The following is a 7716-nucleotide window of genomic DNA, read 5'->3' as shown; positions in this document are numbered from 1 at the left end:
GGTATTTTCCTGCCACACCGAATTGACCAGATGCGCGGGGCGACCCTTTTCGAGGGCCTCGCGCAAGGCGGCCATTTTTGTCCGGAAACCTTTGCCGCCGATCTCCCCGCGGGAATGATGCATCGTCCCTTCGCCGTTGACGATCAGGACATCGTAATCGTCGGCGTCCTTGGCGACCCACTCCACGCCCGAGTAATGCGCGTGAAGGGTTCGGATGACCGCCGCGCTTCCACAGTGGTAGTGCGAGTGGTCGCCGACAATCTTGATCCGCATCGAAGATGCCTCTGACGAGGTTGTTCCGGGCGTGAAACGCGTGCGTCTACAGCCCGAGCGCGGTCTTCACCGCCTTGGTGTGGCCGTAGAGATCGTCGCGCATCTGCAGCACGCCGGCGTCGTCCACCCAGGTGGTGAAATAGGCGAGGTGGACCGGCAGGCCGTGCTTGAGGTTGATGTGCCGCTCCTTGCCGCCGACCATCGCCTTCAGCTGGTCGACCGTCACGTCCGGCTCGCCGGCCAGAATCGCCTCGGCGAAGGCGAAGGGCTCGTCCACCCGCACGCAGCCGTGGCTGTAGGCGCGGAAGTTGCGGCCGAACAGGCTGCGCGACGGGGTGTCGTGCAGGTAGACGGCGTGCTCGTTCGGGAACATGAACTTGATGTTGCCGAGCGCATTGGCCTCGCCCGGGGGCTGGCGGATCCGCACCTTGCGGATCGTCGATTCGTCCCACCAGATCATGGTCGGGTCGACGACCTTGCCCTCGTAGACGGCCTCGTAGCCGTGGCGCATGAAATAGCCGGCCGGATTGGCCTGGATCTCGCGCAGCATCTCCTTGGTGGCGATCGAGACCGGCACGTTCCAGTAGGGATTGACGACGATGTATTCCATCTTGTGCGAGAAGATCGGCGTCTGGTTCCTCTCCGTGCCGACGACCACGCGCGCGGTGTGGGCCACCGTGCCGCCGCGCACCACGCGCAGCGTGAACTCGGGCACGTTGACGAGGATGTAGTCCGTGCCGAGATCGCGCGGCATCCAGCGCCACATCTCCATGTTGGCGATGATCTCGGCTTCCTCGTCGCGGTCCTCGCCGTTGAGCACGGCGAGGGTGCGCGGGCCGATGATCGCGTCGTCGGAGAGGCCGGCGGTCTTCTGGAACGCCCGCACGGCGGCGGCGAGCTCGGCATCGTAGACGTCGCGTCGGTCGCGGTCTCGGCGACGCCGAGCCGCGTGCGCAGCATCGCCACGCGGCCGTCGCGCATGCCGGGCTTCAGGGTCTCGCCCATCGGGATCGGCGCGGGCGGGATCGTCTCGGGCCGGTTGCGCACCTCGGCGAGCTTGCTGCGCAGCGCGCGATAGGCCTCCTGCGGCGGGTTGAAGGCGGCGAGCGTCGCCGCCGGATCGGCCGAGGCCGTGATCTCGCGCATCGCCGCGGCGGGATCGATCCGCTGCGGCTTCAGGGTGATGTTCTTGCTGATGGAACTGGCAGACACCGCGCCGGAACTGGCGATGTCGGCATAGGCGAGGGCGGCGAGCGACAGCTTCACCTCGCGCTCGGCCTGGTCCCAGGTGGCGGTCGGCGTGACCGGCGGCAACGCGCCGGTGACGTCGACGGCGACCGTCTCGGGAACGCCGCCGTCCGGGTCGGCGGGATCGGGCGCACCGGACAGGACCGGCGTCGTCTGGACGGCGGGCATCTCGGTCGCCGGGACCTCGGCCTGGGGTACCTCGGCCGGGCTGCCGGACGCCATCTGGGGCAGGTCGAAATGGGCCGGATCGATGCCGTCCTCGCTGGCGCGGGAAATCACGCCGGCCACGTCCCAGGCGGCCTGCGTCGGCTTGCCGTCCTTCGTCCAGACCGGCGCAAAGCCGCGCTCGGCGTAGAAGGCGGTGACCGCGTCGCGGCGTTTCTGGCCGATCACGGTGCGGTCGGCCGAGAGGTCGGCGAGCACGTTCTCGATCGCCAGCGACAGCGCATCGCGCTGCGGCGCCATCGGGGCGGCCGGCGCGAGCGGCGTCTGCATGGCAAGATCGGTCGCGGCGGCCACCGGCCCGGAGGCCAGCAGGGCGGCAACCAGCGCCAGCCGCGAGAGACCGCCGTATCGGATGGCTAAAATCGAGCGCTTCATCATCATTCCTCGTTCACCATCTTTGGACCGCGGACGAAAAAGCTTGCAAGGGGCGACAGCGCGACCCTTCAAGAAGGTTCCCGGGCGTCACTCGGCGGCCACAGTGTCCTCTGCGTCACCGCCATCGAGGCCGTATTCCCTGAGCTTCCGGTAGAGCGTGGAGCGGCCGATGCCGAGCCGGCGCGCGACCTCGGCCATCCGTCCGCCGTAGTGCTCGATGGCGAGGCGGATCATGTCCTCCTCCAGCGAATTCAGCGAGCGGATGTGCCCGTCGTCGGCCAGCGAGCGCAGGAAGCCGAAGGGCGCCGGGTCGGTGCCGTTGCGGCCGATCGCGGTGCCGATCATCGGCGACATCGGCACGGGCGCCGCGGCTACCGGTGTCGAGGCCCGCGGCAGGGCCGCGTCCGCAAACAGGCTGCGGCTCTCGCCGCCCGCAAACGGGCTGCCGGTGATCGCCTTGCCGATCATGCCGTCGTCCGGCACGCCGGACGGGGCGCCTGACGAGGGGGAGGTCTGCCCCAACGGGTCCTCGACGCGCCGGCGCGCCGAGGCGTGGCCGACCTGCGCGGCGATCTGCGGGAACTCGTCGACGGTCAGCACGTCGCCGTCCGACAGCACCACGGCGCGGAAGATCGTGTTCTCCAGCTGGCGGATGTTGCCCGGCCAGTGGTAGCTGGTCAGAAGGTCGAGCGCGTCTGCCCGCAGGCCGGTGACCTTGCGCTTGCCCTCCTCGGCCGCGAAGCGGGCGATGAAGTGGCGGGTCAGGTCCGGAATGTCCTCGCGGCGCTCGCGCAGCGGCGGCACGTGGATCGGGAAGACGTTGAGCCGGTAATAGAGATCCTCGCGGAAGCGGCCTTCCTTGACGAGGTCGATCATGTTGCGGTTGGTCGCCGAGATGATCCGGAGATCCACCTTGGCCGGCCGGCGCGCGCCCACGGGGTCGATCTCGCCCTCCTGGATTGCGCGCAGCAGCTTCACCTGGATGTCGAGCGGCAGTTCGCCGACCTCGTCGAGGAACAGGGTGCCGGTGTGGGCCTCCTGGAACTTGCCGACATGCTTGTCAACCGCGCCGGTGAAGGCGCCCTTCTCGTGGCCGAACAGGGTGCTTTCCACGAGATTGTCGGGAATGGCGCCGCAGTTGACGGTCACGAACGGCCGGCTGCGCCGGTCGGAGGTGCCCTGGATCGCCCGGGCGATCATCTCCTTGCCGACGCCGGATTCGCCCTCGATCAGGATCGGGATCATCGACACGGCGGCCTTCTCGCCGAGGCGGATCACGCGCTCCATCGCCGGCGAGCGGGTCACCAGATCGCGGAAGGTGAGAGTGCCGGCCACCGTCTTCTTCAGCCGCTGGATCTCGCCCTCGAGGGCCGTGACCTTCAGCGCGTTCTGCACGGCGACCTGCAGCCGTTCGTGGTTGACCGGCTTGACGATGAAGTCGAAGGCGCCGGCGCGCATGGCGCCGACCACGGTGTCGATGCCGCCGCGGGCGGTCTGGACGATCACCGGCCGGTCGAAGCCGGCGCGGGCCAGCCGCTCCAGCACGGCCATGCCGTCGAGTTCGGGCATCACCAGGTCGAGAATCACCAGGTCGATGTCGCTGCCGCGCGGCTCGCCGAGATAGGCGAGCGCCGCCGGTCCGCCGTCGACGCTGTCCGGCGCGTAGCCGAATCGGCGCAGCGCCTCCTCGAGGAGGCGCCGCTGGATCGGATCGTCGTCGACGATGAGGATTCGGCCGGCCATGACGCAGATACTTTCCGGATTACGCCGTCCCGGCCACGGCCGGGTGCACGCCGCAGCCTCCGCAACGGGCGGAAATGCGGGCAAATGTGCCAATTCGGGTCAATTCTCGCCGGCCGGGGTAAACAGGCGTTTAAGACTTGCAAAGAGATACGATGAAATTCGTATGCCGCCTTGCCGCGCCCCGGCGGAGGGGAGCGGGCCGCAGAGGCGCACAAGGGGCGGAATGTCCTCGCCGCCGCATCGATGTCACGCTTTCGCCAGTTGATCGCGGGTGTCCGGGCACAATATGGATGACACGGACGTCGCGCGCCGCGCCGCCGCGACACGTGCACCTTTCCGGCGATCGCCGCCGCGACAACGAGGAACGCCCATGGCCTCCGACCTTCCCGCCGCCGTCTTCGACACCGAGGCCGCCACCGCCCGCGCCAATTCGCGCCCAAGCCTCGGCGACCTGCCGGAGTGGGATCTCTCCGCGCTCTATCCCGGCATGGACTCGGAGGCCTTCCGCCTCGACCTCGTCCGCGCCGGCACGCTGGCCCGCGCCTTTTCCGAAGCCCACAAGGGCCGGCTCGCCACCGAGATGGAGGGCGGCGAACTCGGCAGGACGATCGCCGCCTACGAGGAGCTTCAGGAGCTGATGGGCCGGGTGATGTCCTACGCCGGTCTCGTCTATGCCGGCGACACGACCGACCCCAAGCGTACCAAGTTCTATGGCGATGCCAGCGAGAAGATCACGTCTGCGGCCGGGTCGCTGCTGTTCTTCGAACTGGAGCTGAACCGGCTCGATGATGTCGACATCCAGGCGGCGCTCGAGCGCGACGAGTGCCTTGCCCACTATCGCCCGTGGCTGTCCGACATTGCCAAGGAAAAGCCCTACCAGCTCGACGACAAGGTCGAGGAGCTGTTCCTCGAGAAGTCCGTGACCGGTGCCGGGGCGTGGAACCGCCTGTTCGACGAGACCATGTCGGCGCTGCGCTTCGACGTCGACGGCGAGGACCTCGCCATCGAGCCGACGCTGCACCTGCTGCAGGAGCCGGACGAGGCCAAGCGCAAGGCCGCGGCCGAGGCGCTGGGCAAGACCTTCCGCGCCAACCTGCGCACCTTCACGCTGATCACCAACACGCTGGCCAAGGACAAGGAGATTTCCGACCGCTGGCGCGGCTTTGCCGACATCGCCGACGCGCGCCACCTGTCCAACCGCGTCGAGCGGGAGGTGGTCGATGCGCTGGTGGCCGCCGTCCATGCCGCCTATCCGCGGCTGTCGCACCGCTACTACGCGCTCAAGGCGAAGTGGATGGGCAAGGAGACGCTCGCCTACTACGACCGCAACGCCCCGCTGCCCAACGCGGTGACCCGGCCGGTCGGCTGGGACGAGGCGCGCGAGACCGTGCTGACCGCCTATGGCAGCTTCTCGCCGGACATGGCGGCGATCGCCCGGCGCTTCTTCGACGAGAACTGGATCGACGCGCCGACCCGGCCGGGCAAGTCGCCGGGCGCCTTCGCCCATCCGACCGTGCCGAGCGCGCATCCCTACGTGCTGCTCAACTACCAGGGCCGCACCCGGGACGTGATGACGCTTGCCCATGAGCTCGGCCACGGCGTGCATCAGGTGCTGGCCGGGCACAACGGCGCGCTGATGGCGCCGACGCCGCTGACGCTGGCCGAGACCGCCAGCGTCTTCGGCGAGATGCTGACCTTCCGCTCGCTGCTGGCCAAGACCCAGACGCCGGCCGAGCGGCGCACGCTGCTCGCCTCCAAGGTGGAGGACATGATCAACACGGTGGTGCGGCAGATCGCCTTCTACACCTTCGAGCGCGAGATCCATTCGGCCCGACGCGAGGGCGAGCTCACGTCGGAGCAGATCTGCGAAATCTGGCTGAAGGTTCAGGCCGAGAGCCTCGGGCCGTCGATCACCTTCGGCCCCGGCTACGAGACCTACTGGACCTACATCCCGCACTTCATCCATTCGCCGTTCTACGTCTACGCCTATGCCTTCGGCGACTGCCTCGTGAACTCGCTCTACGGCGTCTACGAGGGGGCGGAGCCGGGCTTCCAGGACAAGTATTTCGCCCTGCTCAAGGCCGGCGGCACCCGCCACCATTCCGAACTCCTCGCCCCCTTCGGCCTCGACGCCACCGACCCGGCATTCTGGCAGATCGGCCTCTCGCTCATCGAGCGGATGATCGGGGAACTGGAGGCGATGGAGGCGTGAGGACCGGAGCCGTCTGAGCAACAGGGAGGGCGCCGGTGACAGGCCGGCGCCCTTGAACACCAAACCCGCAGGCTCACAGTCGGTCGTGATCCTGCGGGGTTTGCTCCTTCATCACAGCAACGAGCGGCCTTCCACACGCCGTGCGCGGGCGATCTCGTCCATCAGGTTGAACTGCTCTTCCCAGTCGATGTCCATCGCCTCCTTCTCCTCCATCTCGAAGAAGAAGGGCCGATCGCCGACACGGTCGCCGGACCGGCGCATCACCTCGAAGGGAATGGCGTAGATCGCGTGGTTGATCTCCCAGACCGGTTCGAGATCCTGGCTGCGCGGCCAGCGCTCCACCGTGTTGTCGTAGTTGAACGGCTTGCCGTCGCGCCACAGGAACTTCTGGATCTTCGTGGCGCTGACGAGACAGTCGTAGCCCTCGGAAATCCGCTCGCGATAGACGTCCAGCGCCCGCTCGTAGACCTCGGCCGTAGCGAATGGGTGGGTGACGTGACTCCAGAACAGGTGCCCGTCCTCGCTGAGATGGGCGATGTAGTCGCGGATGAAGGCGCCCATCGACGTGGCGCTGACACCAAACTCGTCCGGGCGCGGCAGCGGCTCGACCCGCGGGTCCTCGGCGGCCGCGAACTGCGCGGCGTAGTCGAGGACGACCGGATCGTTGGACGAGACGATGATCCTGTCGAGCCCGGCGACCTTCTGGAACTGCCGGAGCTTCAGTTCGATCAGCCCGTTCTCGAAGCCGGCGAAGGGGCGCGTGTTCTTGTTCTTCACGCGCTCGCTGCGGCCCGGCAGGGGATGAATCCGATGGTGGTCATCATGTCTCCTGTCACATCCTCGATCGCATCGTCAGGCGTCCTGTGGCCGTCCCGTCCTGTGAGGCTGGACGTGTCCGCGGCCGGCGTTCAAGGCGGTGATGTCGTGCAAAATTTTCCGTAAGTCTGACGAATTTTGACTTCAACTTTCTGGCATTCTCAAGTCTGGGACTTTGAAGAGAAAGATCTGTGAATGACAGTTACGGCAGCGCCTTCACTTTTGGTGCCTTCGGTATCTTCGGGACTTCGCCCGTAATGAATTTCATGGCCGCTATCCGGAAGTTGTCGGTCTTGATCCGCAAGGCAATGTCGCAGACCTCCGCGATCTGGTCGCGAAGTGGCGCACCACCTGTGCGGAGCCGCTCATTGATCGCCAGTCCCATCAAAGCCGCTCGGTAACAGGTTTCGAGTTCGGCGAGCCATGTCACGCTGCGCGTGTCACAGGCGACGCTGTCCTTGAATGCCCTGTAGGTTTCGATAAGGGTGTTGCGCGCGCCGGATTTGTCCTTATCGACATAGTATTGTCGGCACGCAAGCACGAGAAGGCTTATACAAATATTATATCCGAAGGTGATCCGAAATTTGTTTGCTGGAGGGCGTTCCGCCAGGATGGCGCGCAATTGTTCGTCGGCAAGGCCTTCCTTCCCGAATTGAATATAATAGTGCCACAGCGCTGTCCGGACCGAAAGAACCGCTTGCTGGCGACTGTCTCTGACGCCGGTTGACTCCACAACCTTCTGGCAAAGCGCGAGAATCTTCTCGAGATTGTCGTTTACAAAGGCCGGATTCGCCGACTGTCCAGCTTCCGTGATCTTGTAGATC

Annotated in this window: 5 protein-coding genes and 2 pseudogenes; 1 reads left to right on the top strand and 6 read right to left on the bottom strand. The window is 66.6% G+C overall.

All coding sequences use genetic code 11. The annotated features are described in order from the left end of the window. The 4 genes and pseudogenes from A6302_RS18265 to A6302_RS18250 form a co-directional block, all read right to left on the bottom strand. A pseudogene (locus A6302_RS18265) lies at nt 1-273 on the bottom strand (polysaccharide pyruvyl transferase family protein); the annotation flags it as partial. 46 nt (nt 274-319) lie between these two features. Beyond that, complete coding sequence (locus A6302_RS18260; RefSeq protein WP_069308236.1) at nt 320-1159, bottom strand: L,D-transpeptidase family protein; 840 nt, start codon at nt 1157-1159, stop codon at nt 320-322. Nucleotides 1160-1338: 179 nt separating this feature from the next. Next, nucleotides 1339-1986 (bottom strand): annotated as a pseudogene (locus A6302_RS24855) (L,D-transpeptidase scaffold domain-containing protein); the annotation flags it as partial. A 222-nt stretch (nt 1987-2208) separates the two neighbouring features. Beyond that, entirely contained in the window at nt 2209-3864 is a 1656-nt protein-coding gene (locus tag A6302_RS18250) for a sigma-54-dependent transcriptional regulator (protein ID WP_069308234.1), read from the bottom strand. A 370-nt stretch (nt 3865-4234) separates the two neighbouring features. Here A6302_RS18250 and A6302_RS18245 point away from each other — a divergent pair, with 370 nt between their 5' ends. Continuing rightward, nucleotides 4235-6076 (top strand): M3 family oligoendopeptidase, encoded by a 1842-nt coding sequence (locus tag A6302_RS18245; RefSeq protein ID WP_069308233.1) that lies wholly within the window; start codon nt 4235-4237, stop codon nt 6074-6076. A gap of 111 nt (nt 6077-6187) precedes the next feature. Here the strand turns inward: A6302_RS18245 and A6302_RS18240 are convergent, their stop codons facing one another. Continuing rightward, on the bottom strand, nt 6188-6853 hold the full coding sequence (locus tag A6302_RS18240; protein ID WP_083255891.1) for an acylneuraminate cytidylyltransferase family protein: 666 nt from the start codon (nt 6851-6853) through the stop codon (nt 6188-6190). A gap of 241 nt (nt 6854-7094) precedes the next feature. Beyond that, nucleotides 7095-7716, bottom strand: a 622-nt coding sequence (locus A6302_RS23175) for a hypothetical protein (protein ID WP_169833624.1), incomplete at its 5' end; no start/stop codon positions are given.

Source organism: Methylobrevis pamukkalensis (assembly GCF_001720135.1).
GTDB classification, from domain to species: Bacteria; Pseudomonadota; Alphaproteobacteria; order Rhizobiales; family Pleomorphomonadaceae; genus Methylobrevis; species Methylobrevis pamukkalensis.
Note: the sequence above shows the minus strand (reverse complement) of the source record. Positions and strands in the feature narration are given on the sequence as shown.